The organism is Leisingera sp. ANG-S5, from assembly GCF_000813925.1.
GTDB lineage: Bacteria > Pseudomonadota > Alphaproteobacteria > Rhodobacterales > Rhodobacteraceae > Leisingera.
This window is the reverse complement of the sequence record NZ_JWLH01000026.1, coordinates 14,873-41,045: the sequence shown is the minus strand read 5'-3', so window position 1 is coordinate 41,045 and position 26,173 is coordinate 14,873. Positions and strand designations below refer to the sequence as shown.

The following is a 26,173-nucleotide window of genomic DNA, read 5'->3' as shown; positions in this document are numbered from 1 at the left end:
GGATTCGCGGCATCCGGACTTGTAACGAGAGAGCAAAATGACCGGCGATATTCCCAAGGGCACTTGCCAAGATCCGCTTCTGGTCGTGGGCTGCCAGCGCTCCGGCACCACGCTGCTGCGCACCATCCTGAACGCCCATTCCCGGCTGACTGTGGGGTATGAATGTGATTTCTTCCAGGTTCTGGCTGGGACCTATGGGCAGACCCGGGACATCCGCGCGCACCTGGATCAGTTCCTGGCGGATTTGATGGCGGTCAACCGGTTCGAGTTCTGGGAACTCAAACCGGCCGATATCCGCGCGGTGTTCGAAACCGCCGAAGGGCCCATTGGCTTCGCCGAAGCTATCCGGCTGATCTGTGCGGCTTACCGGTGCAAGCACAAGCCAGGCGCCAGCCTGACCGGGGTCAAGAACCCCAATTCAATCGAGCATTTGCCTTCCTATTGGACACTGTTCCCGCAAGGCCGGGTCGTGCATATCATCCGCGACCCGCGGGCAGTGCTGGCTTCGGAAAAGAAGAAATTTATCAAGCGGGACGGGGGCTTCAATAGCTTCCTCAACACGATCCGGGTGGCGCGGCGCTGGAACAAAGCAGTGCGCGCGCAGGCGCGGTTCGACGCGGACAGCCGCTTGCTGGCAGTCCGTTATCACGATCTGATCTCAGATACTGAAGACAGCCTGCGGGCGCTGTGCGAGGGGCTGGAACTGCCGTTTGATCCGCAGATGCTAGACTACTACAAAAGCGCCGCCACCCCGGACAAGGAGATGTGGCAGCACGCGCTGACTAAGGCTCCGCCAAGCCCAGAGCGGCTTTCGGCCTGGCAAAGCGAACTGACCGGCACCGAGATTTCCAGCATCAATTTCCTGTGCCGGGCACATCTGGTGCAGTATTCGGACGGGCAGCGCACCGGATACAAGCTGCTGGAAGTGCTGCCCGGCCTGGCAGCCGGCTGGGCGCAGTGGGGGCTGATAGGTATCCCCAGCAAAATTGCGCATCTGGCGCGGCAGGCGCTGCGCAGAAGGGCAGCCTGAGCGGCGAGCGGTTCAGAAGTCCAGACTGCGCATTCCCGGCCAGAGCTGTAAGACTGCCGGCTGCAGGGCGGCAATGCTGCGGTAGGTGCCTTCGTAAAACCGAGCGCAATCCCGCAGCGCATCGGCATCCATGTCGTAGGATTTCCGCGCCACATTGGATTTCTTTCCCAAGCGCTCAGCCTGGCAAGGCAAACCGAGGAATGCCGACAGCGGTTCTAGCGCGCCTCCGCTAAAGATCTCCTCATAGAGGAAGGAGGCAAAATCCTCTGCCCCGAATGCCGCCTGCGCGCGTTCAATAGTTACTTCGTACTGCGTGCGGTAGCGGCAACTCTCAGAAGTAAAGAAGGCGCGGAAGGCAGCGCCGGTCTCCTTGGCCTCATCAACGCCCATCCGGACTTCCCCCGGTCGGGCGCGGACCTTGTTGTGGCCGAAAGCCGACACACAGCGGGCCACCGGATCGCGCATCAGGAAGACGCATTTCACCGGCACGCCGCGTCGTGCGAACCCCTCCTGAATTTTTTCCAGGGTGGATTGGGACAGGCCGCTATAGGACGGCGTGATGTCCACCGCGGTGCCGCCGGTTTCCAGCAGCCGGGCGAAATAGTCGAAGTAGTATTCATCCGAACGCTCCATCCGCCACAGGTGGTAGCGGGACAGGTTGAGCACTTGGCTGAGCCGGCGTCTCCTGGGGAAAAACTCCGGGATTTCCTTGTGGTCCCAGACATGAAGCTCCTTGGGCTTGATGGCTCCCCGCTTGAACCGGCTGTCGGCGATGATGTAGTCATAAAGCCATGTTGTGCCGCACTTCTGGCCGCCTATGCCAAGGATGAATTGCTTCATGCCGGGTAACCTCTTTTTCGTTTAATCACGCCGCTTCCGGCGCAGGGCGCCCGCGGTTTCCTGCCAAGCCGCCGGCGCCACCAGCGGCAGCAGAGCGGCGTAGAGCATCCAGGTTCCAATGATTGCCGGCAGCACAAGCCATCCATCCGCCTCCGCCTGGATGACAAGCCAAGCCAGCGGCGAAACTGCCAAAAGACCAGCCAGGTAGGGTTGCGCTACGGCGGCAAACATCTGCCGCGGCGAAATGTCGAACACAGGGTGCAGCCGGATATAATAAAACAGCAGTGCGGAATAGGCTGCGGCCACCAGGCTGGCAGCCACCGCCCAGGTGCCAAGCAGCAGCGCAGGCCCAAGCAGCAGCCCGGCAGTGCCCAGGGTCCACAGCGCGCGCTGAAATGCAAGCTCGGCACGCCCGGCAGCAGTCGCCGCCTGGGTCAGGATGGTAACGCTAGAGATATTTATTCCCATCAGGCACAGGATCTGCAGCAGCGGAACGCTGGACGGCGCATTCTGGGTACCAACAACCAAAGTCAAAGCAGGGCCTGAAATGATCAGCGTGCCAAGGTAGAAAGGGGCAGAAATCACTCCGGTCATCCGCAGTCCGCGTAAAACCGGCTCGCCGGAAAGCGTGCCGGTTTCCCGCGCTTTGGCAAACAGAGGCAGCACCAAAAACCGGATGGGGGCCAAGCAGAGGGCATCGAGAATCTGATAGACCCTCTGTGCGATTTGGAACGCGCCGGAGGCCTCTAGCCCGATAACCAGGCCAATAGTGAATTGCATAAGGGGCAAAGTGGTGCCAGCCACCAGCATGCGGCCGGTAATGGCGCCTGCCTGCGGCAGTTGTCGCCGGATTTCCGACAGGTCCGGCCCGCCGGAGGGACGCCAGCCCGCCTTGATGATGGACACCGCGCTCGACAGAAGCGCGTTGACGATGGCAAATCCTGCGAGAGCCCAGGCACCAGCCCCCGCAAGTGCAAGCAGAACTGCTGCCGCCGCAGCCGTAAGCTGCACGAACAGCGTACGCAGGGCCAGCACCTTGATCTGCAGGTTCTTTTGCAGCAATCCCTCGGGGACGCTGGCCAGGCCGAAGGAGACCGGCACCAGCAGCAGGGCCAGCATCATCTGTGGCACCGGCTGGCTGCTGCCGTGCCATTGGGCCAACGCCGCTGCAATCAGCACAACCACTGCAATCACTCCGGCGCTGGCCATCAGAGCGATCCAGAACAATGCAGTGAAAGCGCGCTGTGCGACGGCGTTGCCTGCTGTCGAGGGCTGTCGAAGGCTCACGACAACAGCGTGGGCAATGCCGGTCTTGTAGATGCCTTGGGTCCAACGGATCGGTGCGTAGGCCATTCCGAAGGCGCCGATCTGCTCAATGGTCAGGAAGCGCGCCATGGCCAGAAAAACCACCGCATTGCCGCCAAAGCGGGAAAACTGCAGCAACACCGACCAGAGAGCCTGACCCTTCACCTTGCTACCAGACATGGCTCAGGCCGGTGCTGCCAGAGACCGGCGCGTGCTCCACCGCAGCATCGGTTTCTCGATCCAGAAGTAGACAAGGAACGAGGCTGCCAAGGCACTCGCAGAAGCGGCTGCAACGAAGATCCAGCCGCCCAGAACCCCTGCGGGCAGCAGCGGCAGGATAACAAATGTAAGGGCACGCAGAACAAAACGGTGGGACAGGTAGAGTGCGTAGGAAGCATCCCCCAGCAGCATACCGAGACGCGACAGTCTATTCTGCGTGGTGTCTTGCTTCCAGAGAAAGAGCATCGCGCCTGTCATCAGAGCGGCGGGCAGGCCGCTGGAAACGGTCCGGTGCAGCCCCTCAAATGTATTGAGTGCAGTCATCAGTCCAAGACCGAGCGCCAGCAGACAGAGCGCCAGTCCGTTGCGCCCGGATGCACCTTTCCAATGGTGGGCGTAGAAATGGCCCAGCAGCACCCCGAAGCAAAACTCCAGGATCAGCGGGTTGGTCCAGATTTTGAGGGGGGATGCAGAGAAGCCCGCCACCCGGCCAGCCAGCGTGAGAACGGCCATGGCAGCAATCAGCAGCAGCGGACCGCTCTTGCGCGGCAGCAGGAACACCAGCCCGAACAGTGCATAGAAATAGATCTCGTAATTCAACGTCCAGCCGAGCGAAAGCACCGGGGCGATCCGCCCGTCATAGCGCTCATAGGGGATGAAAAGATAGGAGGCTGCCACCTGTCCCCAGTCCAGCACCGTATCCTTGGCACCACCCGGCATCATCAGAAGCACCGCCAGCATCAGCGTGGTAAAGAACCAATAGAGCGGGACCACTCGCAGGAAGCGATTGCGCAGAAACTGCACCATACCGCCTGCGCGGCCGAAGTATTTCTGCCCCGAGATCATGATGATACAACCGGAAATCACAAAGAAGATGTCGACGCCCCGGGTCCATGGAATGAGATTGGCTGGCAAGTCGGTCTTGAAGTAGTGCTCCGCCTCGGCGATGACATGGCCGATCAGCACCATCCCCGATGCCAATGCACGCATGTATTGCACGCCAGCGAGTTTAGATCCGGAATGCGGCATGGGGCTTCCTTTACTGTCTTACACGCTGGACGGCAGCTTTTGGGCGAAGTTGTAAAGGGCGATATCCGGCGCGCAGATCTGTTCGATCCGCGCCCGCAGTTCAGCAGGGATCTCTTTGGCAGACGACGGCTTTCTGCCCGGCCGTTTATTGCGCTCCCAGCTGAGCAAAGGACGGCCGGTCAGCTTGCGCAAAGCCGTGCGGTAGGCACCGGCCCGATCGAGATTGCCGATCACACTGAAGCGGGACAGATTCTGGCGGGCCAGTTCCATGTCCGCCGCCAGATCTTGGGTAACATGCTGGTAGGTACTGGCAAAGTAGAGCAAGTAGGTCGAGCCATAACGCATAGCGGCTTCGGTCTCCAGAAACGCCTCAAGACTTTTGGCATGCCCGGGATCCGGATGGTTGCGCTTAACATAGGCGTAATGCGACAGGAACCGGGCTACCGGATCGCGCAGCATGGTGACCACCTTGCGCTCAGGATCAATTTCCTGATGCACCCTGGCGTTGTAATATACATGCGCCGAGACGCATTTCACCTTGCGGGCCATAAGGCCCGCAAGCATGATCTGACGTATTTCCTGGTTACGCAGGTCCCGCTCGGTTTCGCCAACAGCGGGATAAAGCGCGTTCCGGACCTGATTTGTTTGCCGCAGGCTGATGGTGGCCTGAGAATGAAAATAGGCCAGCCGTACAGCAGAACCCAAACTAGTGCCGCCGCATTTCGGCACATGGATATAGAGCAGCCGGGTGGTCATTCGGCGGTGCCCTTACCGGAGAGGTTGCCGTAGTAGGTGCGGTACCAGCTGACAAACTGCGCCACGCCCTCGGCCACTTCGGTCTCCGGGGTGTAACCGGTCAGTCGCTGCAGCAGCGAGGCGTTGGCCCAGGTGGCAGGCACGTCGCCTGCCTGAATCGGCATCAGGTTCTGCGCGGCCTTCAGGCCGGTGGCAGCCTCGATTGCCTCGATGAAGGCGGTCAGTTGGACGCTGCCGGAGTTACCGATATTGACCACCCGCCAGGGTGCCACAGGCGACAGGCTGTCGCCTTCGGGCACCACGCCGTCCTTGGGGCGCTCGGGCACCGCCTTCAGCAGCAGCCGGATCGCCTCGACTAGGTCCGTGACATAGGTGAAGTCCCGTTTCATGTCGCCGTAGTTGTAAACGTCAATGGGCCTTCCCTCGAGGATCGCCTTGGTGAACTTGAACAGCGCCATGTCGGGCCGCCCCCAGGGACCGTAGACGGTGAAGAAGCGAAACATGGTGGTCGGCAGGTTGTAAAGATGGGCATAGGAATGCGCCATCGATTCATTGGCCTTCTTGGTCGCCGCGTAGAAGGACATCTGGTGATCGGCCTTCTGGGTCTCCTGGTAGGGCATCTCGGTATTGGCACCATACGCCGAGGAGGTGGAGGCCAGCAGCATGTGCTGCGGCGGATGCGCGCGAGCGGCTTCCAGCAACTCAAAGGTGCCGCCGATGTTGCTTTCAAGGTAAGAGCGCGGGTTGTCGATTGAATAGCGAACCCCGGCCTGGGCAGCGAGGTGGATTACGTAGTCCGGACTATGCTCGGAAAACAGCTGCATGAGCCGCTCGCGGTCCTCAATGTTGCCATTAATGACAGTAAAGTCAGGATGCTGCATCAGCATGTCCTGGCGTGCCCGCTTGAGTTTCACATCATAGTAATCCGACAGGTTGTCGATGCCGACGACCCGCATGCCATCCTGCAGCAGGCGCTGGCAGAGGTGGAATCCAATGAACCCTGAAGAGCCGGTGACAAGTGCGGTTTGCTGATGTATTTCGCTCATAGTTTGCCCTTCAGGTCCTGAATAACTGCTCGGATTGCTTCGGTGTCGGGAAGCAAAGGCAAGTCCAGGTGCCTCAATCCGCCCCGAACAGATCGCGGGTGAAAATTTTCTCAGCCACATCACGGATCTCTTCGTTCACACGGTTGGCGACAATCAGATCCGCCTCCGCCTTGAAGGCCTCTAGGTCACGAACCACCCGGGAATGGAAGAAATGCTCTTCTTTCAGCACCGGTTCATAGACGATCACCTCGACCCCTTTGGCCTTCAGCCGCTTCATGATGCCTTGAATCGAGGACTGACGGAAATTGTCGCTGCCTGCCTTCATCACCAGCCGGTGGATCCCGACCACCCGCGGCCCCTTCATCAGGATCTGGTCAGCGAGGAAATCCTTGCGGGTGCGGTTAGCGTCCACGATGGCGCGGATCAGGTTCTGCGGCACGTGGTTGTAATTGGCCAGTAGCTGCTTGGTATCCTTGGGCAGGCAGTAGCCGCCATAGCCGAAGGAGGGGTTATTGTAATGACCGCCGACCCGCGGGTCCAGGCTGACACCTTCGATGATCTGCCGGGGGTCCATGCCGCCGGCCATGGCGTAGCTGTCCAGCTCATTGAAGAAAGCCACCCGCATCGCGAGATACGTGTTTGCAAACAGCTTGATCGCTTCCGCCTCATCCGGATCTGTGAACAGCATCGGCACATCGGCTTCCTCGGACCCCTCCAGCAGCAGGCCGGCAAACACATGCGCCCGCTCTGACTGCTCTCCGACGATGATCCGGCTGGGGTGCAGGTTATCATAAAGCGCCTGGCCTTCGCGCAGGAACTCGGGCGAGAAGATTACCTGATCCGTCTCCAGCTCTGCCCGGATACGGCGCACATAGCCCACCGGGATCGTTGATTTGATCACGATGGCAGCAGCCCGGTTCACCTTGATGACCTGGCGGATCACGGCCTCCACCGAGGAGGTATCGAAACAGTTCGACCTGGGGTCGTAATTCGTGGGTGTGGCCACAATCACGTAATCGGCATCGCGGTACGCTGAAGCCGCATCCAGGGTGGCCGTAAGATCCAGCTGGCGGCTGCCGAGAAAAGCCTCCAGTTCCGGGTCTGCGATGGGACTCTGGCGGACATTGACCATTCTGACCCGGTCTTCCGAAACATCAACAGCCGTGACTGCGTGGTTCTGCGCCAGAAGGACAGCATTGGAAAGACCGACATACCCGAGGCCTGCGACGGCTACTTTTTTTCTCTCACCCCCGCGCATAGACGTCCTCGTAGCGCACGATGTCATCCTCGCCCACATAAGCGCCGGTCTGCACCTCAATCAGCACCATCGGCACCTTGCCGGGGTTTTCCATCCGGTGGACGGCGCCCAGCGGCACATAGATGCTCTCGTTCTCGGTTACCAGTTTTTCCACCCCGTCCACAGTGACCTTGGCCGTGCCCTCGACCACGATCCAATGCTCGGAGCGGTGAACGTGGCTTTGCAAGCTGAGCGCGGCGCCGGGATGCACCAGGATCCGCTTCACCTGGAACCGCTCGCCCACCGCCAAGCTCTCGAACCAGCCCCAAGGGCGGTGGTCCTTGGGGAACTGGGTGGCTTGGGGCGCGTGTTTGGCCTTGAGTGCCGCCACCGCCAGTTTCACATCCTGGGCGCGGGATTTGTCGGCGACCAGCACCGCGTCATTCATCGCCACCGCCATGATGTTCTCAAGCCCGATGCCGACCAGTTCCAGCCGCTCGCTGTCCGCGCGCAACAGCGTGTCGCGGCAGCCGATCGCGGTGGCGCCGCCGCTGGTCACAACGCCCTGAGCATCCGGGGGGCTTTCGCGCCAGACCGCATCCCAGCCGCCCAGATCGGACCAAGCGGCATCAAACGGCACCACCGAAAGATTGTCCGCCTTTTCCATCACCGCATAGTCGATCGAGATATCATCGGCGCCGCTCCAGGGTTCCGGCGCCAGGCGCAGGAAGCCGAGGTCAGGTTTGGCCTGATCCAGCGCAGCCTGCACCGGTGCAATGAGGGCCGACGCATGAGCCTGGAAGGCGGCGATCATATCGGCGGCGCGGAACAGGAAGATGCCCGCGTTCCATTTGAAACTGCCCGCCGCCAGCATTTCGGCGGCGCGGGCGGCATCGGGTTTTTCGACGAACTGCTTGAGCGGCACCGCGGCGCCGTCCGGCGCGCGCCCGGTCTCTGGCGCGGCGGCAAGCTCGAGATAGCCATAGGCGGTTTCGGCGTGGGTTGGCGTGATGCCGAAAGTGACCAACTGACCCTCCGCCACCGCCTCAAGGCCCTTGGCCACGGCGGCGTGGAAGGCGGCGGTGTCCGGCACCACATGGTCCGAGGGGGCTACCAAGAGCACCGCATCGGGGTCCGCGGCCTGCGCGCGCAAGGCGGCGGCCAGCACCGCGGGCGCGGTGTTGCGGCCCTCCGGCTCGATCAGGATGGCACCAGGGTCGATGCCGATGGCCTGCAGCTGCTCAGTGACGATGAAGCGGAAATCGGCGTTGGTCAGCACCACCGGCGCGGCAAAGCGCAGGCTGCCCGTCTGCCCGGCCAGCCGTCGGGCCGAGGCTTGGAACAGGGTCTCCTCGCCCATCAGGGGCACGAACTGCTTGGGGTAGCTCTTGCGCGACAGCGGCCACAAACGGGTTCCGGAGCCTCCGCACAGGAGGACGGGGGTAATCAACATGATTAAATACTCAGTCAAAGTTCGCTTGCCTCCGGTCCTAGTGAATGCCTGCCGCACTGACAAGTCTCAGGGGCGAGGTGCAGTAAAAAATTCATCATACGGTTTAAAAAGTGTGCTGGGATGCAATCTCCAGAAGGGCGCGGGTTCAGGAGTTGCTGCAAGCTGATTTCTGCTAGGAGGGTGCGCTTAAAAATGGAAGCCAACGGTTCCTGAGATAGCAACGGACTATTCGGTAGGCCTCGGAAAATTAGGGCCAAGCCGCGTACTCTACACAAAAGGCTCCTGTTTAGCTTATGGTGCCGGGAAAAAGCAGGCAGAGGCGTTCGATGCGGGCTATTCTTTCAAGACCGCTCCTTCCCCGGCTGGCGGTCTTTGCGATCATCATGCTGGCGGAAGTTTATGCCATCCGGTCTGTCTTTCAGTACCGGGAGGTGTTCTCCTGCGCTGAAACCGCGGCGCCGGGCTTGTGTTTCTGGATGACCTCCCTGCCGGTGCGTGCGGTCTATGTTAGCCTGGCTCTGGTGTTTGCGGCGGCGCTGAAGCCATCCCTATGGCGGGCAGCCCTGTCCGGTGCCGCCGCCTCAGCTGTCCGCCCGCAAGCTGCCCTGCTGCATTTTGCAGGCCTGGCGCTGCTCTTTGCGCCGCTCTGGCGGGTGCCCTTTGCGGAGTTGGAGGCGCAGTTTCTATTGGTGGCACCTGTCTTTCTGCTCGGCGCTTTTTGTACCGCCCTGGGGGCGCTGCTGTGGCTGATGCCGCTCCGGGCCTGGCGGCAGGGGTTGTTCGCAAGCGGCCTGTTCCTACCGGCCACCCTGGCGGCCTTCTTTGCGCTGCCGGATATCGTTGATGCAACCGGGTTCCTCTGGGGCGACAATCATCTCCTGACCCGGCTCACCTTTACGGCTGTTGGCCATGTCCTGTCAGTTTTTCACGCAGATGTCAGAAGCCTGCCGGAAGATCGTATTTTTGCCCTGAATGATTTTGCTGTCCGGGTTGGCGATCCATGCTCCGGGATTGAGGGCTTGGCGCTGATTACGCTCTTCATGAGTGGCTATGCGCTTCTCTCCATCGGCAGCCTGCGCCTGAAACCCTATTGGCTGCTGCTGTTCCCCGCAGCCCTTCTGCTGAGCTGGCTCTTCAATGTCCTCCGCATCTCGGTGCTGGTCTGGCTCGGCGCCTTTGTCTCGCCGGAGCTGGCGGTGGAGGGCTTTCATTCCTACGCCGGCTGGCTGGTGTTTTCCCTTCTGGCGATTGCCATCCTGATTGCCGCCCACAACATGGCGCTGTTTCAAAAAACGGCCGCGGCGAAGGCCCCGGGGGCCGCCTCGTCCCTGGCCGCGGATCCGCTGTTTGCCCGCATCGTGCCCTTCATCCTCTTCATGATCAGCGGCACGCTGACACCTCTGTTCTGGGAGGTCCCCTCCGATGGCTACCCGCTGCGGGCGGCATTGATGCTGCTGGGGCTGACGCTGTTCTGGCCCGCGCTGAAGGTGTTCAACTGGCGCGCCGGGCCGCTGGACTGGCTGGCGGGTGCCGCGGTGGCAGTGCTGTGGCTGTGGACGGCGCCGGAGAGCGGCGGCAGCAGTACCGCCGCGGCGCCGGATCTGTTCTGGATTGCCTGCCGCCTGCTGGGCACGGTGCTCCTGGTGCCGGTGATCGAAGAACTGTTCTTCCGCGCCTATGTGCTGGAGCGCATCGCCGACGCACCCGGCGCGCCCGCCTGGCGGCGCCTGGCCGGGCTGGCGGTCAGCAGCCTGCTGTTTGCCGCGCTGCACGACCGCTGGCTGGCGGGGGCAGGGGCGGGGATCATCTTCGGGTTGCTGTATCTGCGGACCCGCCGCCCCGGCGGCGCGGTGCAGGCGCATATGCTGGCTAATGCCCTAATTGCCACCGCCGCCATTGCCGCCATGGATTTCGGCCTGCTCTGATCCCGCCTGGCCGGTGCCGGCAAAACTCGGCACGCAGCAAGCCGCCGAAGCGTGTTTTTATATGACCGGCCACATCACCATTTATACCTATGAAAACAAATATAAAATGTGGATGGCCGAGTGGCTGGCTTCTCCTGAAGTCGCTGACCTCAGTAAAATTTCTAGCGCAGACAGAGGTAATATGCCAGCCCGTACGGCGGTCCACACTTTCTCCAAATAGTCCCCGCTTGCTTAGCCTGCAGGGGTGATACAGAACATTGTTGTTTGGCTCTTTACCGCGCCGTGAAGGAACTCAGCGTGGCGTGTGCTCTGCTGCGCGCGCAAAGGTCTCAGGACAATTTCCCGAATAGCGGACACCTATGAATTTGAACCGGCCCTGGTTCATGCTGCGAGCGACGTTGGCGCAGCGGCCTGCAGATAGCGACCCTTGCAAAGTCACGGTTACATTATTGAGTAAACTGATGCTGTTGGTCCGGAGCTGCCCTGTGGAACTTCGAGGCTCAAGCCGGGTAAATGAGAACTGGAAGCAACATACAAACGTGACAGGACCAGGTTCTCTGCAAAGGCTGATTGAGAACCAGCAAAGCATTCGCTGGCTATTTAGAGCATGAGCATCAGTATCGGGACTATCGCGAGAGCCCCTAGGAGAGCTCCAAATCCCCCATCGTCACCGTCTTCTTCCGATTCTTCTGTAGGATCGGGTGCGTCATCTTCATCGACGTCTGGGATTATGGGATCATCGGAATCGTCTGGCGCATCATCCAGTCTGGCCCAATACTCCTCCATGGCAGGCGACCACTGTGGGCGATCGATAACCACTCTCATAATTTCAAATCCATCCAGGTCAGCGCGAAGGTGTCCTTCAACGTAGATCTCAGTTTCAACTTCGCTTTCTGACGGCGTGTCCAAGAAAGCATCTGCGTGTCTGCTACCAGGATTGTCACCATCTTCCACACCTAAGCAGGAGACAGAGATCTCATCACCGGACGTAAGCAATCCGTTCAAGTCCAAAATCGTGGAGGAAACCTCATCTGTTTTTGAAGCGACGAACAAAACAAGTTTCTCAGGTGAGGCAAATGCATGAAGGTCGACTTGTTCAAGCGACAATTCGTTCTGGTCACTTTCTGACCCAAATAGGTCAAGTGGACGAGTTCCAGGAAGTGCCTCCTCCATAAGCCGGAACATCTCACCAGCCGGTGTAAGTTCTTCATGCTCAAAGCCATGACTGAGAGTATTTCTTGTGTTCTGGAGAAGCGGCCAGACGTGAGCGGTATCCACATCGTGCTCGGAGAACTCCTCCATAATGTTTAGGATCTCATGCGCCTGTTTCAGACCGTAGTCGTTTTCTTCATCAAGACTGTCAGTAGATTTTTGGTTCCATTCTGTGACGTACTTTTTCAAATCTGGATCCCGCTCTTCCCAGCCCCGCTGAATTTTTTTCAGAGAGAAATCACGATGAACGGGGAGTTCGGGACCTCGGGAATAAATGTGGGCAACGACGCCATCTATCGACGCGAACTCTGTGTCGCTGAACTCGTTTCGAAGTAGCTCGTCATTTACCGCCGCCCAATTGACATCACCGGAACCGTTCAGGAACCTTTCACCGAGCTCCACTTCATAATCTTGGGCCAGTTGCTGCAGCATCTCTTGAGGTGTTTCCAGATCAGAATACTGGTCATCCAGCTTGGCGTGATTGAAGTTTGTTGCGGATTGCACAACAATTTCAATGTCCTGCGCCTGGGGGAATTCCCCCTCAATGGAGGCTAATGCTTCATCTACGACAACGCTCATCTCGCTTGCTAGTCTTCCGTACTCCACAGAGGACATCTGCCCCCCGTCCCAGTATTCATTGCCGATTTCGAATGCTTTGATTTCGGCAACGCCATGAACTCCGGTTGCAACGTCCTGAATAAACTTGGTGAGTTCACCGTGATCGAAATCAGGATATCTGTCCCCATTGACGTCTGTGCGCTCAGATAAAAAATTTCGCGTTGGAAGAACAATTGTAACTGAGTGGCCAGCCTTCCCGGAAAACGCCAAAAATTCGGATAAAGGTACGAGTTCTTCCATTTCATCTTCAGCGTCATCGTAGCCGATCACCCGGTTTGGATCGTTGATGTCAAATAGTCGCTCTGTGATAGCCCCGCCAGGATAACGCAGTGTTTCTACCCCCAACTCGGCAGAGAGTTCATCGAAGGTTCCATTTTCACCAAGGCGATCTCTCATAAAGAGGAAATTTCCGCCAAACTGATCTGGTCCGAATGCGTTCCAGTATTCTTGGTTAACCGACACACTGATCATAACAACACCTCTCAGCCACAGCTTTCATCTTGAGCAGGCCGAGATAACAAATTGGAAACAATAAATTTTTACAAATTACAAATTCACTAAAACTCAGCTTGAAATCAGGGCAGCTGGCTAGAAATTCCCCTCAGAAATGACGGATTCGGTTACTGTTGAAGGTTTTAGGGGCGCGGCGAATGGCCTGGCGTTTCTATTTTGAAAACAATGGTGCTTCTCTTTGTCTAGGCTTTATGGCGCGAATGCCGAGAGGGGTCCCCGTCACTGAGCCAGCATGACACGTCCGTCTGAGGGAGGGGAGCTGCGGGCGTCAACTCCTTTTGCAGAAGAAAGCCATGCTCAGGGGAAGCTTCCGCTGAAAACCCAAAAACTTTCGTAAAATGAATCGGAGGTTTACCAGTGCTTAAGGCTTTAGCAGAAATGCTTGTTGTGTGGTTGGGTTTGGTTAGCCAATAAGAAGTAGGCGCGAAAAATAAGAGGTCATCACTTCCTTCTCTGACCGAGCATCGGCAGTAACAATTTATTGCTGTGCCAAAAACACTGGAAGATTACAGGCGTTGTATGCTGCCACAAAATTGGCGCCAAATTTGGAAGTAGTCTTACTGGAGTAATCACATGCCAAAAGAGAATGATTGTAGCACAACAAATGTGTTCCAGATTATCGATGGGGCGCCAATGCCAAGGATGCAGCTCCCGAAGGCACCTTTGCAAAACGTTCCTACAGCACGCGAACTAGTTCAGCGGGAACATCTTTCAAGGCTCAATCCATCACCAAATGCCGATCTGTTTGAAGCGATTTTCGACCAAATGGACGACGACACGTTTTGGGAGATAATCAACTTGATAGAGGGATGTGGCTTCTGTTTCTATCACGATTAAAGCGGAAAGAGGCCTGTGCGAGAAGATCTCAAAGAAGCAAAACCTATTTCCGATCGCAGCTAATTTTTGAAGTTGCACAAAATTGGTACTGGGGATTCATGTCATGGATCCAGCATGATAGCTGAAAGGCATGAGCATTTGGGTCCCTACGAAGTACAAGACCACGAACTGGTCGTCCTGCAATGATGCGCTGAAGCGGCGCGGATCGCTGACAATCTGGTTCGATCCTGAGATGACCTGGACACCACCACCAAGCGGCAGAGCGGTCGACAACAGCGCTTTAGCGATGCGGCGATCCAGTCCTGTCTGGCCATGAAGGTGCTGTTTGGATTACCGCTGAGGCAAACGACCGGCTTCGTCGCGAGCCTATTGCGTCTGATCGGGTTGGATTTGGTCTGTTCCGGACTTCAGCACGCTGTGCCGTCGTCAGAAGGCGCGGAACGTGAACCTCCAGTATCGTGGTTCCCTCGGTCCATTGAACCTCCTGATCGATAGCACCGGCATCAAAGCCGAGGGCGAAGGTGAATGGAATGCCGGCAAGCATGGTGGTCCCAAACGCCGTATTTGCGCAAGATGCACTTTCGGATCGACGAGGGAACACTGGAAGTGCGGTCTGACGAGATCACCAGCAGCAACGTCGGAGATGCTCCCATGTTGCCGATCAAATCCCACCAGAACAGCAGAACAATGTAATCGCCGGACGTAATCTCCCAAAACCGTCGTTTGAAAACCCCCGCCGTTAGCGGCAGGGGCAATTCCGAACCTCAAATAGTCTGAATTGGCGCTGCCGCGGGACACAGACGGGCATTCGGCTCAGCCCTCTCGAAGGGATCGGCCAGAAAGGCCCAATTCGGCCCTTTAGGCCTCATAGGCAGGTCCACACTCCAGGCGGCCTGTGGGCGCAGATCCTTAAAATTTTCCTAACATGAGACCTAAAGTGTTGATAATGTACTAATTTTTGCCACATCTCCAGCCCGGTCAGTGCGCAACGCTTTCTTAATCAGTCTCCAACGCCCGTTAACGCTTTGGAGGCCTGACCATGCTGGCACAGAACATCGCATCTTCCGCCGCCGCCCTAATTGGCCGCCGCCGCTCCGTCCGCCGTACCCTGTTTCACTCCGGCGCAAAAGCCGCCGCCGTGCTGGGCCTGGCGCTGATGGCGCTGCAGCCCTCTGCCGCCGCCGCCCAGCAGACCTATGTGGTCGGCAGCGACCGCGGCGGTTATCTGCATGACCGGCTGATCGAGCTGAAGAACCTGCAGCAAAACGGCGTCCGGGTCGAGATCCGCGGCAAGGTCTGCTATTCCACCTGCACCATGTTCCTCGGGCTGCCGGGCGCCTGCGTCGACCCGGCCACCACTTTCGGCTTCCACGGCCCCTCGCGCGGCGGACGTCGCCTGACGCAGGAGAAATTCGACTACTTCAGCCGGGTGATGGCCGGGTATTATCCGGCACCGCTGAAGAGCTGGTTCATGGCAGAAGGCCGCAACCGGATTTCCGGGGTCCACAAAATCAGCGGCCGCGAGATCATCCGCATGGGCGTGCCCGCCTGCCGCAACGCCTGAGCAGGCCGCGCTTTTCCGCTGCCGGCAGGGCAGTGTTCCCTGCGCCGGCCGGGCAAGCGATTCCCACCTGCAACTATCGCCTGTAATCCGTATTATGAAAAATAACTGAATGCGGCCTGCGGGGCGGACAAAAAAACGGGCCTCGCTTGAGGCCCGTTTTCCAAAGATTGCGGCGCCGCCGGTGCCGGCGGCAGGCCGTCAGATCAGTTGGTGGTGGTGGTGGTGGTGGTGCTGACGGAATCGTCGTCGTTGGCAATGATGCCGACGACCAGCAGGGCACCAGCCACGGCTGCAGCGGTGCCAGCGGTCACGCCGGTGCCGAGCAGGCCGGTGTTTTCGCCGCCGGTCGGTGCCGGAGCGGTTTCCTGAGCGGAAACGGCAGTTGCCGACGCCAGGGCTGCCAGGGTCAGAGCGGACAGAAGATTTTTCATTTTCAAACTCCTTTGGAGAACTGTGATAGGTGCGTTGAGGCGACCTTATGGGAGGCGGATGGTTATTTCAACGTATGGAATAGCGGCAAAACTGTTGAAATCCCGTTTGCATTGAAGATTTTTTCCGCCCGTTGCCGCAATGCCGCGGGAACAGGGCAGAAAACCGGCGCAGCCTCACCGCTGCAGATGGCGGATTCGGATATATCCGATCTCCGGACCGGCCCATTGCCGCGATTGCCAGACCCGGATGCGCCCCGGGCGGGAATCAACCCAGTAGTCATTGACCACCGCCCCGCCGGCGCCTTCGCAGCGCTCCTGCAGGTGGCGGGCCGGATGGGTGATCTCGACAATTTCCACCGGTTCCGGGCCGAGGTCGTGCAGGCTGCAGGCCATGTTCAGCACCCGCTGGCTGTTGCCATCGGCGCGCACGGTATAGCGGCGCGCGCCGCCGCGCGCCGGGCCGCCCTTGCCGTCTGCGGCCGGCACCTGCGCCGACAGCAGCCCGCCGCCCAGGCCGCGGGTGGCAATCAGCATGCCCTGGCGCAGCGCAACGGAGGCATTGTCCCGGCTGCGCCAGACCTCGATTTCGCCGGCATGGCTGTCGCGGCGGCGCAGCCCCGGGGTCAGGTAGGCGGTGACCGCGCGATTCTCGATGGTGAGCTCGATATGGGGCAGGGTCTCGTTGTCCAGAAGCGCCCGGGTCAGCTTGGGCAGCGGCGGCGGGCTGCGGCGGCGTTTGAACTGCTCTGCCACCGCCTGCACAACTTCCAGCTCGGCCTGGGTCTTTTCCGGCCCCTGGCTGCAGCCCGCCAGCAGCAGCGCAGCGGCCAGGGCGGCGGCGGCCATCCGGATCATGCTCATGCTCATTCCCAGAACCTCGCGCGCTGGTCTTCCAGGCTCTTGCGGTGGGCCTCGCGCACCGGACCGTAGAGCCGGTCCGGCACCGCCACCCGCTGGCCGCCGTCGCGCTGGGTCGGGCGGATGGTCAGGCCGAATCCCGACCGCGACGGTTTGCCCAGCATCCAGTCGACCGGAATGCGGAAGCGGAAGCCCTTGTCAAAGGAGCCCTCGCCGAAATCCTCGGCGGAAACATTTGTCAGGGTAAAGAAGGCGCCGACCAGGAAGCCATTGTCGAACTCCCGGTTCAGGCTGAAGGTGCCGCCGTAGTCGCCGGCCAGGTAGCGGCCCGCATCCAGCTGCAGCAGATAGCCCTTGCCCAGCTCCGCATAGGCCGAGGCATGGCCGGTGAAGGTGCGGTAATCGCGGAACGAAAACCGCTGGTCGAAATCGCGCTGCACCACATAGTTGGCCTCCAGCCCGAAGCCGATGCGGCTGTTCACCGGTTTCCACAGCACCTCGCCCGAAATGCCGCCGTACATCGTCTCAAACAGGCCGGCGGTGGCGCGGGCATAAAGGTTGCGGCCCGGTTTCCACAGGCGGCTCACATAGAGGTTTTCCAGGGTGGTGCCGAACTGGGCGTATTCGCTCTGGTCGGTGCGCACATGCGGCAGCACCGAGTTGGAGGCGCGGCCGTTCTTCACATTGCCGGCCAGCCGCTGGCGGATGGTGCCGGCAATGCGCCAGCCGGGCGCGGGCGCATAAGAGGCGGTAAAATCGAGGCCTGCATCAATCCGGAACGGCTTTTCAGGATCGAAATAGGCGGGCTCGGTATAGGGGCTGATGGAGCTGGCAAACGCCGGGTACAGCTCGCTGGAGAACAGCGCATCCGCGGGCAGCGGCCCGGCGTCCTGCACCCCGGCGGCGGCAAACAGCGCGTCCGCGGCTTCCGGGTCGAACTCCAGCGCCTCCAGGTCGGAACGGCGGATCTCGATCACAGACAGGCCGAGGCCGCGGCGCACCGGCACCAGCCGGAAGCTCTCCACCGAGGGCGGCAGGGCCTGGGCCAGGGCGCGGGCGGCGCGGCCCGCTGCCTGGCTCTGCGAGCGGTAGCGGATGTTGCGGTAGCGCAGCTCGGCGCTGGTGCCGGTGAGGGTGATCGCCTCCAGCACCAGCCCGTCCGCCTTCAGCGCCTCGGCGGCGCGGTCGCGGACGGTGCGGGACTTGGTTTCGCTGGCGGCCCAGTCCTGGCTCCAGTGCGCCTCTTCGGTGGCCCATTGGCTGCGCGGGTTGACAGGGTGCGGCGCCGGCACCGCCATCAGGGTGGGCGGATGCTTCGGATTGAGCTGGATCTGCGCGGTCAGGCCGATCTCGGAGCCATAGAGGTAATAGGCGCCCAGACGCACCCGGTCGGAATACTGGTATTCCACCCCGAAGTTGGCGGCCGATTTATGCTCGAACACATCCGATCTGCGGGTTTCGGTCACATAGGCGTCAGTGGAATATTCCGCTTTCAGGCTCCAGCGCTCATCCGGCTGCCATTCAAAGCCGGCAAAAGGCGCGACGGGGCCGCGGAACCACTGATCGGTGGCCAGCTTGCCGCCGGTGCTGCCGCCGACAAAGCCGGGGCGGGTGCCGGTTGAGCCGATGCCGCCGTTGCTGCCGAGCCGCCCCCAGCCCAGGCCCGCCGAGATCTTCAGCCGACCGGGACCGCGGCCCCAGCCCAGGGCGGCGGCCTGAAACCGCTTGGTGGCAACAAAATACTCTGCGGCATAGATGCCGGTGCCGGCAAAATCCTGAAGCCCCATGGTGACCTCGGGCAGCCAGCCGCGCTCTTGCCAGAGCCGGGCGCGCACATCGAAGCCGCGGTCGTAATAGGTGCTGAAGCCGAACAGGTTCAGGTCCTGGATGCCGTTGTAGCGGAACGAGGCGCTGAGCCAGGGCAGCGCCTGGAAGGTGATGTTGTAGCGCGAAGTGCCCGCGAACCAGGAATAGGTGACCGCATACTGGCCGTCGGGCAGCATTTCGGCGCTTGGCATGTCGATGAGGCCGGGGCTGCCGTAGAAGTTGAGGCTGGGCGGCGGCAGCGGTTTCAGCCGCGGCGCCGCGGCTTCCGTGCCCGGGGCCGCCTGCGGATCGTCACGGGTGATCTGCGGCACCTCCGCCTGTCCCGGAGCGGCAGCCAGGCACAGCAGCGCCAACGCTCCGGTGCTGTGCAGAAGGGTCTTGATCGGGGTCACGGGGAAACCTGCCTTATGGAACTGCCTGCCGCCGGTCTTCGCGGTCCCGGCCTGTTGTCTGTGGCCCGCTTAGACCATGGGGCGGGCGGCGGATCAATTGCCGGCAGCGCCGGGGCCGCGGTTTTGCCGCCATTGCTGCCCCCGGGCCGCACTCCGGCCCGCCTGCCCGGCCGCAGAGGCCGGCGCGTTGTCAGGAACTCTTGCGCTCCGGGGCCGGCGCCTGGCAATAGCCTTCGACCCAGTGCCGCACCACCTGCAGCGCCGCCGCCTCGTCGCCCGCCGCCACCGCCTGGCGCAGGCTGCGCAGGAAGCCCGCGACCTCGATCTCCGACAGCACGGTTTCGCGGGCGCAGAAGATCTTCTGGTGGCGGGTGTGGATCAGCTCCTCGCTGAGGGTCAGCTCTTCTTCCATTTTCTCGCCGGGGCGCAGCCCGATGATCTCGATGGCGATGTCGCCCTCGGGATGCTCTGCATCGCGCACCGTGTGGCCTGCGCTTTCGATCACCTGGCGGGCCAGCTGCAGGATCGGCACCGGCGCGCCCATATCCAGCACGAAGACCTCGCCGCCCTTGGCCATATCGCCCGCCTGCAGGACCAGCTGCACCGCCTCGCTGATGGTCATGAAGAAGCGCTTCACATTCGGGTCGGTCACGGTGACCGGGCCGCCGCGGCTGATCTGCTCCTGGAACAGCGGCACCACCGAGCCGGAGGAGCCCAGCACATTGCCGAAACGCACCATGGTGAACACGGTGCGGCTGCCGAAGCGGGTGGCCAGGTCCTGCACAATGAGCTCTGCCATCCGCTTGGAGGCGCCCATCACATTGGTGGGGTTCACCGCCTTGTCGGAGGAAATCAGGATGAAGCGCTCGACGCCTGCGCGCGCCGCGGCGCGGGCCAGGGTCTGGGTGCCGAATACGTTGTTGGCCAGCCCCGGCAGCGGGTTGGCTTCGACCAGCGGCACATGTTTATAGGCGGCCGCATGCAGCACCACCTGCACCTCATGGGCATTCAGAACCATCCGCACCTGGCGCGGATCGGTGACCGAGCCAAGGACCGGCACCAGCTCGATGCCGGCTTCCTCGGCCAGCGGCCCCAGTTCCTGATGCACGGTGTAAAGCGCCAGCTCGCTGAGCTCGAACAGCACCAGCTTGGACGGGCGGCAGGCCAGCACCTGGCGGCACAGTTCCGAGCCGATCGAGCCGCCGGCGCCGGAGACCAGCACCGCCTTGCCCTGGTAGGAGCCGGCCGCTTCCTGCAGCGGCACATCGCGCGCGGCCCGGCCCAGGAAGGCCTGCGGCGCCACCGGGGTCAACTTGTCGACCAGCGCCTCCTCCCCGATCAGCTGGGCAAAGGAGGGCAGCGCCTGCACCTCCAGCCCCAGTTTCTGCAGCCGCTGGGTGATCTGCGCCTGGCGCGGCTGGCTCTGCGAGGGCATCGCCAGCAGCACCCGGCGGATCTGGCGCGCCTGCACGATCTCGGCAATCCGCGACGGCGCGAACACCGGCAGCCCGACCAGCGTCAGCCCCTGCAGCGAGGAGTTGTCATCGGCAAAGGCGACCGGGTCGATGCCGCTGTGCGCCTTCAGCGCCTGCGCCAGCTGGGTGCCGGTATTGCCGGCGCCGTAGATCAGCACCCGGCAGCGCGGCTTGGCGCGGCGGTAGACGGCCAGCACCAGCTGCAGCATCGCGGCGCGGGTGACCACCATGAACAGGAAATAGCAGATCGCAAACACCACATGGGTGCCGGGGCCCAGCACCGGCCCGAAGATGGCGGTGAGCGCCGCCAGCACCAGCGCGGTGCCGGCAGCCAGCAGTGCGCTTTGCGCCGCGGCGTGGCGCTCATAGGCGTTGAGCTGCACATAGGGCAGCCCCAGCCACAGGGTCAGCGCCGCGGCGGCGGCCATCACATAGGGCAGCAGCGGCGACAGCTGCGCCAGGGTGGCCAGCGCCGGCTCCGGCAGCGGCTGCACCTCAAGGGTGAACAGCAGCGCCAGCGGCAACAGCGCCAGGTCCACCGCCAGGAAGACGTAGGATTTCTGCCTGCGCGACAGCGCGCTGATCAGATTGTACATGCCTGTTTGCCCTTGAATGCCTGCATTCCTGCCCTGCTCTATATCCGTTTGCCTGTTCCGGAAGCGCCCTGCTGCCGGATAGCAGAAAAAAGTAAATCAAACACGGCCCAGATGCGCTGAAATCCGGTGCGCGGCCCATAAAACACAGTTTCTATCATAGCCGACTTCCCCTGTTCCGCAAAACGGCCGACGGCGGAAACCCGCCGGACAGCGCCCGCCGCCTAGACAGCTTGCCCCGGCCAGGCGGCGCAGGCTATGCGGGAATCACTAAAACTGTGTCTACCCCCGGCGGAATATGTTGCCAATGGTCTGGAACACGATGTCGAAATCGAAGCACATGCTTTGATGGCGCTGGTAGATCAGATCCAGCCGCGCCTTCATCGGCACGCAGAGGCGGGAATAGACCGCATGGGTTTCTTCGGCGCTTTTGCAGCGCGCCAGCAGCGCCGCCTCATGCTTGTGATAGGTGATCGAGGCGAGCCCGGTGACCCCGGGACGCGATTTCAGCACCTCTGCGTAAAGCGCAGGGTCCGCCTCCACATACTGCCTGAGCGGCGGGCGCGGCCCGACAAAGGAAATGTCGCCCTTGAGGATGTTCCACAGCTGCGGAAACTCATCCAGCCGCTTGCCGCGCAGCCAGGCGCCGGTGCGGGTGATGCGGGCCGATTTGTCGCCGCCAGACACCCCGGTGTCGGTGTCCACCACCGTCATCGTCCTGAGCTTCCAGAGGCGGAAGGGCTGGTCCACCCCCTTCATCCGCTCCCCCGCATAGAACAGCGGCCGCCCCTCCTTCCACAGCAGCCAGCCCATCAAGAGCAGCAGGACGGGGCCCAGCACCGCGATCAGCAGGCTGGCAAAGAACAGGTCGAACAGCCGTTTGCGCCAGGTCATATCGTGTCTTCCATCAGGTTAGTCATCCGCCATATCAGGCTCTAATGCGGCCCATTCTGCCGCCATGGCGCCCGCATCCGCTGCAGGCAGCGGGGCGGGCAGCAGCGCCTGCAGGCGGGCCGCATCCAGCGCCACCTCCGGGATTGCCGCGGGCGGCGCCGGGCGGGTGGCAAACTCACGCCCCGCCGCCTGCAAGAGCGCGCCCATCTCCACTGCTCCGGGCTGCGCGACATTCAGCACCGGCGGCAGATCCGGCGCTCTCAGCAGCGCGCCCAGCACCTGCGCCAGGCAGCGCACCCCGATGTAGCTGCGCCGCGGGGTGGCGCCATCGGCGAACCGGTCCAGGGTGAACCCCGGGCGCCAGCCGCCCAAGGCCGCATCAAAGCCCGCAATATTGCCGATCCGCAGGGAACAGACCGGCACCGCCAGTTTCGCCCCCAGCGCCGAGGCGCGCGCCTCCATCTCTGCCTTGGCTGCGCCGTAAGGATTGGCGGGCTGGAGGGCTGCGTCCTCAGCCAGCAGGCCGGAGCCCGCGCCGTAAACCGCCGCTGAGGAAGCCAAGAGCACCCGGGCGCCCGCAGCGGCGCCGGCCTGCACCGCCGCTTCGCCCAGATGGATATGGTCCGCTATCTCCCCTGCTCCGCGTCCGGGTACTGGCCCCGCCAGGCAGAGAATCGTTTCCGCGCCTGCTGCGGCGCGCGCCAGCGCCGCCGGCTCTGCCAGCGGATCAAAGATGTGCCAGTCACCGGTGCTGCGCCCGGCCGGGATCCGGCGCGCCTGCAGCTGCAGATCCAGGCCTTCGGGCAGGCACAGCTGCAGCAGCCGCCCGATGCGCCCTGTTGCGCCCAGAACCAATACGGCGTGTTTCGCCATCGCTGCTGCCCGTTCCTGTTGAACCCTCTCGCCCAGCCCAGTATCCTTTGCCCGGACAAAAATCAAAGCGGTTCCCCCGGGCATGGGCCAGACATTGGCAAGACATGGGTCAGGGGGCGCCCCGAGCGCTTCAAGGGCAGGCTCCCGATGCTGAAACTACTTCCCTGGCTGGCCGCTGCCAGCCTTTGCCTTCTGCCCGCGGCCTGTTCCCGCCTGCCCGGCGGCGCCCCCGCCAGCGAGGAGATTCTGAAGGAATCAGGCGAGGCGGATGCCAATTTCGCGCTCTACAAGGTGAACCGGGCGCTGCTGCCGACGGTGGCGGCCTGGCCGCCCACCGGCAAGCAGGAACGGCTCTCCTGGCTGCACGCCCGCCAGGGCGCCCGCACCCAGATCATCCAGCCCGGCGACCTGCTGACCCTCAGCATCTGGGACAGCAACGACAATTCGCTGCTCACCTCGCTTGAAGAGAAGATGGTGCAGCTGCAGGACATGAAGGTCGCCGCCAACGGCACCATCTTCATGCCCTATGTGGGCGATGTGAACGTGAACGGGCTGACCCCGGACCTGGCGCGCCGCAAGCTTCAGGAGGCGCTGGAGCCTGTTGTTCCGTCCGCCCAGGTGCAGCTGGCGATGGCCGAGGGGCGCGGCAACTCGGTTGACCTGGTCTCCGGCGTTGCCCAGCCCGGCACCTATCCGATGCCCGACCGCAACTATACGGTGATGGGGCTGATCTCCGCGGGCGGCGGCATCAGCGCCACCCTCAACAACCCGCAGATCCGGCTGGTGCGCGGCCAGAGCATCTATGGCACCTCGGTCGACACCCTGCTGAACAACCCGCGCCTGGATACGCTCCTGCGCGGCGGCGACCGGGTGTTTGTCGAGGAGGACGAGCGCTATTTCCTCTCCTTCGGCGCCACCGGCGAAGAAGACCTGCACATCTTCTCCAAGGATGAGATGTCGGCGATGGACGCGATGTCCGTGGCAGGCGGCTTTCAGGACGGCAAGGCCGATCCCAAGGGCCTGCTGATCCTGCGCGAATACCCGGCATCCGCCATTGCGCCCGGCGTGCGCGGGCCGCGCCAGCAGCGGGTGGTGTTCTCGCTCGACCTCACCTCCGCCGACGGGCTGTTTTCGGCGCGCCAGTTCCAGATCAACCCGGGCGACCTGGTGATGGCCACCGAATCGCCGGTCAACGACGTGCTGACCGTCTCCAACATCTTCGGCAACTTCTTCGGCGTCTTCAGCCGCGCCGGCGTGATCGAGTAAACTGCCGCTGAGGGGAAACTCCCGCGCCTTGCCCGCGGCATCAAAGATGCCGCGGCAGAAGCCTTGGGCCCGGCGCCGCTGGCGCGGCGCTGTTTTCTTGCTGAGAAGCGCTTCAGGTGCGGCCTGCACCTGAAGACGCCTTGTTCATGGGACCGGCGGCCAGCGCCGCCTCAAGGGCAAGCCGCGCAGATGCGCGGAGGCTGACGCCTCCCTTGACCCGGCGCCGGCCTGAAAGGCAGGCCCGCTACTTCAGCAGCCCTTCCAGATAGGCGCCATAGGCGTTCTTGGCGAATTTCTCCGCCCGTGCCTTCAACTGGGCGTCATCAATCCAGCCCTGCTCATAGGCGATCTCTTCCGGGCAGCCGGTCTGCAGGCCCTGGCGCTCCTGCAGGGTGCGCACGAAATTGCCCGCATCCAGCAGCGAGCCATGGGTGCCGGTGTCCAGCCAGGCATAGCCGCGGCCCATGGTTTCGACCCGCAAATCCCCTTCATTCAGGTAGCTTTGCAAGAGATCGGTGATCTCCAGCTCGCCGCGGGGGCTGGGCTTGACCTGACGCGCCCGCTCCGGCGCGGTTCCATCCAGGAAATACAAGCCCGTCACCGCATAGTTCGAGGGCGGAACGGGGGGCTTCTCGATGATCTCGCGCGCCTTGCCGTCCCCGTCAAAGGCCACCACGCCGTAACGCTCCGGATCGGCCACGTGATAGCCGAAGACGGTGCCGCCCGCGGCCTGACCGTCTGCGGCGGCCAGGAGTTTCGGCAGGCCATGGCCAAAGAAGATGTTGTCGCCCAAGACCAGCGCCGAGGGCGCGCCCGCCAGGAAGTCTTCTGCCAGGATAAAGGCCTGCGCCAGCCCGTCGGGCGAGGGCTGCACCACGTAAGTGAGCTCAACTCCCCACTGGCTGCCGTCGCCCAAGAGGCGGATGAACTGCTCCTGGTCCTGCGGCGTGGTGATGACGCAAATCTCGCGGATGCCCGCCAGCATCAGCACCGACAGCGGATAGTAGATCATCGGCTTGTCATAGAGCGGCAAGAGCTGCTTGGAGACCGCCATGGTGATCGGATAGAGCCGGGTGCCGGAGCCGCCTGCCAGGATAATGCCTTTGCGTGCTGTCATGAGAGCTCTCCCAAATCCTTCAGAATATCATCCAGCCCCCGCCGCCAGTCCGGCTGCGGGATGCCAAAAACAGTGTCTAATGCGGCGCAATCAAGCCGTGAGTTCAGGGGCCGCGCCGCCGGCGTGGGATAGGCAGTGGTGGGGATGTCCTCCACGCCGCAATCTACCCTCGCACGGGCAAAGATCTCGCGCGCGAACCCGGCCCAGCTGGTCTGCGGCTGGCCCGCAAAATGATAGGTGCCGGATTTGCCCGGATCCGCCGTCAGCTGCCGCGCCATCGCAAGGCAGGCCGCGGCAATATCCCGTGCCGGCGTCGGCGCGCCAATCTGGTCGGCGACGATGGTCAGCCGCTCGCGCTCCTTGCCCAGACGCAGCATGGTCTTGACGAAGTTATTGCCGTGGGCCGAGACCACCCAGGAGGTGCGCAGCACCGCATAAGGTCCGCCCGCCGCGCGCACCATCTCCTCGCCCTTGAGCTTGGAGCGGCCATAGGCATTCAAAGGCGCGGTGGCATCCCCCGTCTGCCAGGGCGCATCCCCGCTGCCGTCAAAGACGTAGTCGGTGGAAACGGTGACAAAGGGAATGCCCATGTCCGCGCAGGCCGCCGCCATCGCGCCGGGGGCGCCGCCGTTGATCACGGTTGCCAGCGCTTCTTCTTCTTCCGCCTTGTCCACGGCGGTGTAGGCGGCGGCATTGATCACCGCCTGCGGCTGCGCCTGCCGGATCGCCGCTGCACAGGCCGCCGGATCAGACAGATCCGCCTGATCCCGGCCCAGGCAGGTGACGCCGTCATAGGCTGCCAGTTCCTGCGCCAGCTGGCCGGTCTTGCCGAAAATAAGGATGGTCATGCTTCAGTCCTTTTC

Annotated in this window: 22 protein-coding genes and 1 pseudogene; 7 read left to right on the top strand and 16 right to left on the bottom strand. The window is 62.1% G+C overall.

Translation table 11 applies throughout. The features are described 5' to 3' along the window. Positions 1–37 precede the first annotated feature (37 nt). The gene (locus RA25_RS21015) at positions 38–1,030 is read left to right on the top strand and encodes a sulfotransferase family protein (protein ID WP_039174822.1); all 993 of its coding nucleotides are present in this window, start codon (positions 38–40) and stop codon (positions 1,028–1,030) included. Between the two features lie 12 nt (positions 1,031–1,042). On the opposite strand, the gene RA25_RS22255 is transcribed toward RA25_RS21015, so the two are convergent. The 7 genes from RA25_RS22255 to RA25_RS20980 form a co-directional block, all read right to left on the bottom strand. Then, a complete protein-coding gene (locus RA25_RS22255) occupies positions 1,043–1,870 on the bottom strand; it encodes a sulfotransferase family protein (protein ID WP_052254330.1) in 828 nt (275 codons plus the stop codon). Between the two features lie 21 nt (positions 1,871–1,891). After that, positions 1,892–3,355: an oligosaccharide flippase family protein gene (locus tag RA25_RS21005; RefSeq protein WP_039174821.1), complete on the bottom strand. Its 1,464-nt coding sequence runs from the start codon at positions 3,353–3,355 to the stop codon at positions 1,892–1,894. A gap of 3 nt (positions 3,356–3,358) precedes the next feature. Continuing rightward, positions 3,359–4,423 carry an acyltransferase family protein gene (locus RA25_RS21000; protein ID WP_082023125.1) on the bottom strand — a complete coding sequence of 355 codons (1,065 nt, stop codon included), beginning with the start codon at positions 4,421–4,423 and terminating at the stop codon, positions 3,359–3,361. 18 nt (positions 4,424–4,441) lie between these two features. Continuing rightward, positions 4,442–5,179, bottom strand: coding sequence for a sulfotransferase family 2 domain-containing protein (locus tag RA25_RS20995; protein WP_039174819.1), 738 nt, complete (start codon positions 5,177–5,179; stop codon positions 4,442–4,444). Further along, positions 5,176–6,225: an SDR family NAD(P)-dependent oxidoreductase gene (locus RA25_RS20990; protein WP_039174818.1), complete on the bottom strand. Its 1,050-nt coding sequence runs from the start codon at positions 6,223–6,225 to the stop codon at positions 5,176–5,178. Before RA25_RS20990 ends, RA25_RS20995 begins: the two co-directional genes overlap by 4 nt. Before the next feature lie 73 nt (positions 6,226–6,298). Then, the gene (locus tag RA25_RS20985) at positions 6,299–7,483 is read right to left on the bottom strand and encodes a nucleotide sugar dehydrogenase (RefSeq protein ID WP_039174817.1); all 1,185 of its coding nucleotides are present in this window, start codon (positions 7,481–7,483) and stop codon (positions 6,299–6,301) included. After that, entirely contained in the window at positions 7,470–8,915 is a 1,446-nt protein-coding gene (locus RA25_RS20980) for a mannose-1-phosphate guanylyltransferase/mannose-6-phosphate isomerase (RefSeq protein WP_039174816.1), read from the bottom strand. Before RA25_RS20980 ends, RA25_RS20985 begins: the two co-directional genes overlap by 14 nt. A 383-nt stretch (positions 8,916–9,298) precedes the next feature. Between RA25_RS20980 and xrtE the strand changes: the two genes are divergently transcribed. Further along, a complete protein-coding gene (xrtE, locus tag RA25_RS20975; protein ID WP_241477458.1) occupies positions 9,299–10,840 on the top strand; it encodes an exosortase E/protease, VPEID-CTERM system in 1,542 nt (513 codons plus the stop codon). Further along, positions 10,812–11,060 (top strand): hypothetical protein, encoded by a 249-nt coding sequence (locus RA25_RS23160; protein WP_206539715.1) that lies wholly within the window; start codon positions 10,812–10,814, stop codon positions 11,058–11,060. Before xrtE ends, RA25_RS23160 begins: the two co-directional genes overlap by 29 nt. Before the next feature lie 380 nt (positions 11,061–11,440). Here RA25_RS23160 and RA25_RS20970 read toward each other — a convergent pair whose 3' ends face one another. Beyond that, positions 11,441–13,141, bottom strand: a complete 1,701-nt coding sequence (locus tag RA25_RS20970) for a hypothetical protein (protein ID WP_052254329.1) — start codon at positions 13,139–13,141, stop codon at positions 11,441–11,443. 615 nt (positions 13,142–13,756) lie between these two features. Between RA25_RS20970 and RA25_RS22860 the strand changes: the two genes are divergently transcribed. From RA25_RS22860 to RA25_RS20960, 3 genes and pseudogenes are all read left to right on the top strand, one after another. Further along, positions 13,757–14,020: a hypothetical protein gene (locus tag RA25_RS22860; protein WP_152612261.1), complete on the top strand. Its 264-nt coding sequence runs from the start codon at positions 13,757–13,759 to the stop codon at positions 14,018–14,020. A 130-nt stretch (positions 14,021–14,150) separates the two neighbouring features. Further along, positions 14,151–14,680: pseudogene (locus tag RA25_RS20965) on the top strand (IS5 family transposase); the annotation flags it as partial. A gap of 379 nt (positions 14,681–15,059) precedes the next feature. Beyond that, on the top strand, positions 15,060–15,584 hold the full coding sequence (locus RA25_RS20960; protein WP_039174814.1) for a hypothetical protein: 525 nt from the start codon (positions 15,060–15,062) through the stop codon (positions 15,582–15,584). 203 nt (positions 15,585–15,787) lie between these two features. Here RA25_RS20960 and RA25_RS20955 read toward each other — a convergent pair whose 3' ends face one another. The 6 genes from RA25_RS20955 to RA25_RS20930 all read right to left on the bottom strand — a co-directional run bounded on the left by RA25_RS20955 (position 15,788) and on the right by RA25_RS20930 (position 22,927). Next, the gene (locus RA25_RS20955; RefSeq protein ID WP_039146712.1) at positions 15,788–16,015 is read right to left on the bottom strand and encodes a hypothetical protein; all 228 of its coding nucleotides are present in this window, start codon (positions 16,013–16,015) and stop codon (positions 15,788–15,790) included. A gap of 174 nt (positions 16,016–16,189) precedes the next feature. Continuing rightward, positions 16,190–16,876: a YjbF family lipoprotein gene (locus RA25_RS20950; protein ID WP_241477457.1), complete on the bottom strand. Its 687-nt coding sequence runs from the start codon at positions 16,874–16,876 to the stop codon at positions 16,190–16,192. 2 nt (positions 16,877–16,878) lie between these two features. Continuing rightward, complete coding sequence (locus RA25_RS20945; protein WP_039146709.1) at positions 16,879–19,092, bottom strand: YjbH domain-containing protein; 2,214 nt, start codon at positions 19,090–19,092, stop codon at positions 16,879–16,881. Positions 19,093–19,282: 190 nt separating this feature from the next. Further along, positions 19,283–21,163: a polysaccharide biosynthesis protein gene (locus RA25_RS20940; protein ID WP_039146707.1), complete on the bottom strand. Its 1,881-nt coding sequence runs from the start codon at positions 21,161–21,163 to the stop codon at positions 19,283–19,285. 279 nt (positions 21,164–21,442) lie between these two features. Further along, the gene (locus RA25_RS20935; protein WP_039146704.1) at positions 21,443–22,054 is read right to left on the bottom strand and encodes a sugar transferase; all 612 of its coding nucleotides are present in this window, start codon (positions 22,052–22,054) and stop codon (positions 21,443–21,445) included. Between the two features lie 18 nt (positions 22,055–22,072). Continuing rightward, positions 22,073–22,927 carry an NAD-dependent epimerase/dehydratase family protein gene (locus tag RA25_RS20930; RefSeq protein WP_039146742.1) on the bottom strand — a complete coding sequence of 285 codons (855 nt, stop codon included), beginning with the start codon at positions 22,925–22,927 and terminating at the stop codon, positions 22,073–22,075. A 147-nt stretch (positions 22,928–23,074) separates the two neighbouring features. Here RA25_RS20930 and RA25_RS20925 point away from each other — a divergent pair, with 147 nt between their 5' ends. Next, positions 23,075–24,193, top strand: a complete 1,119-nt coding sequence (locus RA25_RS20925; RefSeq protein ID WP_039146700.1) for a polysaccharide biosynthesis/export family protein — start codon at positions 23,075–23,077, stop codon at positions 24,191–24,193. Positions 24,194–24,437: 244 nt separating this feature from the next. Here RA25_RS20925 and rfbA read toward each other — a convergent pair whose 3' ends face one another. Both rfbA and rfbD read right to left on the bottom strand, forming a co-directional pair. Further along, the gene (rfbA, locus tag RA25_RS20920; RefSeq protein ID WP_039146697.1) at positions 24,438–25,310 is read right to left on the bottom strand and encodes a glucose-1-phosphate thymidylyltransferase RfbA; all 873 of its coding nucleotides are present in this window, start codon (positions 25,308–25,310) and stop codon (positions 24,438–24,440) included. After that, the gene (gene rfbD / locus RA25_RS20915) at positions 25,307–26,158 is read right to left on the bottom strand and encodes a dTDP-4-dehydrorhamnose reductase (protein WP_039146694.1); all 852 of its coding nucleotides are present in this window, start codon (positions 26,156–26,158) and stop codon (positions 25,307–25,309) included. The genes rfbA and rfbD overlap by 4 nt, the downstream gene beginning before the upstream one ends. Positions 26,159–26,173 lie beyond the last annotated feature (15 nt).